The organism is Catellatospora sp. NPDC049609 (assembly GCF_040675365.1).
GTDB lineage: Bacteria > Actinomycetota > Actinomycetes > Mycobacteriales > Micromonosporaceae > Catellatospora.
Genome location: NZ_JBFAOU010000432.1, coordinates 1 through 1,777 on the forward strand (window position 1 = coordinate 1; position 1,777 = coordinate 1,777).

Consider the following 1,777-nt stretch of genomic DNA (forward strand, 5'->3'; position numbering starts at 1 on the left):
ATCGCGCGGGCGTTCCTGGCCGAGCCGAGCATCCTCATCCTCGACGAGGCGACCAGCTCGGTCGACACCCGCACCGAGGCGCTGATCCAGCGGGCAGAGCAGGGTCGCGGTCATGATCTGCGGTCGGTAGAAGTTGGCGTTGAAGCCGCCGATGATGAGGTTGCCCAGGCCACCGAAGCCGACGATCTCGCCCACGGTCACCAGCGCGACCGTGGACACCGTCGCGATGCGCAGGCCGGTCAGGATGCCCGGCATGGCCAGCGGCAGCTCGATGCGCCACAGCAGGGCGCCCCGGCCGTAGCCCATGCCCCGGGCCGCGTCGAGCACCTCGGCCGGCACCTGGCGCAGCCCGGTGAGCGTGTTGCGGACGACGGTGAGCAGCGCGTACAGGATCAGTCCGATGAGCACCGTGGTCGGGGTGATGCCGGTGAACGGCGCCAGGAAGGCGAACAGGGCCAGCGACGGGATGGTGTAGAGCACGCCGGTGAAGCCCAGGATCGGCCCGGTCAGCGAGCCGACCCGGTACGCCAGCACGGCCAGCGGGATCGCGATCACGGTCGCCACGGCCACGGCGGCTAAGGTCAGCAGGAGATGTTCGCGCAGTGCGGCGAGCAGGGTGTCGGTGTTCTGGCTGACGTAGCTCCACGAGAACCAGGGGTTGCGCGGATCGTCGCCCGGCGCGCCCCAGCCGAGCACGGCGTAGCTGACCTTGGAGGGCATAGGTGAACCGTACCGCCGCGGTGTCGATCCGGTTGGAGGGTGTCCGCAAGCAGTACGACGACGGCACGGTCGCGGTGCGCGAGCTGGACCTGGAGCTGCCCGCCGGGGAGCTGACGGTGCTGGTCGGCCCGTCCGGCTGCGGCAAGTCCACCATCCTGCGCATGATCAACCGGCTGATCGAGCCGTCCGCCGGGCGGATGTGGCTCGGCGACGACGAGATCACCGCCGGCGACCCCATCACGCTGCGCCGCCGCATCGGGTACGTCATCCAGAACGTGGGCCTGTTCCCGCACCAGACCGTGCGCGACAACGTCGCCACCGTGCCCCGGCTGCTGGGCTGGCCGAAGCAGCGCGTCGCCGACCGCACCGCCGAGCTGCTCGACCTGGTCGGCCTGGAGGCGTCGCGGTACGCCGACCGCTACCCGCACGAGCTGTCCGGCGGGCAGCGCCAGCGCGTCGGGGTGGCCCGCGCGCTCGCCGCCGACCCGGTGGTGCTGCTGATGGACGAGCCGTTCTCGGCCGTCGACCCGATCGTGCGGGGCCGGTTGCAGGACGAGTTCCTGCGCCTGCAGCAGACCGTACGCAAGACCATCGTGTTCGTGACGCACGACGTCGACGAGGCGGTGCGCCTCGGCGACCGGATCGCGGTGCTGTCCGAGGGCGGGAAGCTGGAGCAGTTCGCCCCGCCCGCGCAGCTGCTGTCGCACCCGGCCAACGACTTCGTGGCCGAGTTCGTCGGCGCCGACCGCGGCATCAAGCTGCTCGCGGTGACCGCGATCCCGCGCGAGGGCCTGCGCCCGCTGCCCGACGGCCGCTCCGCGGGCGAGCAGGCGCCGTCCGTGCCGGTCGACGGCTCCCTGCGCGACGCCCTGGCCGCCCTGCTCGAAGGCGACACCGGCTGGGTCGTCGTCCGCGACGGCCCCGCCCCCCTCGGCATCCTCACCCCCGAGGACATCTACCAGGTCCTCCGCCGCTGACCCATCCATGATCGTCCGACTTGCCAGGCAGATGGGCGTATCTTGAGCGCGCATTCGCCCATGTGCCAGGCAAGTCGGAC

At 71.6% G+C, this 1,777-nt stretch carries 2 protein-coding genes; one reads left to right on the forward strand and one right to left on the reverse strand.

Annotation, left to right across the window (positions count from 1 at the left end):
- Positions 1–720: ABC transporter permease (locus AB0J67_RS40890; protein ID WP_363491175.1), on the reverse strand; the 720-nt coding region annotated here is incomplete at its 3' end.
- 2 nt (positions 721–722) lie between these two features.
- Between AB0J67_RS40890 and AB0J67_RS40895 the strand changes: the two genes are divergently transcribed.
- A complete protein-coding gene (locus AB0J67_RS40895) occupies positions 723–1,697 on the forward strand; it encodes an ABC transporter ATP-binding protein (protein WP_363491177.1) in 975 nt (324 codons plus the stop codon).
- Positions 1,698–1,777: the final 80 nt, after the last annotated feature.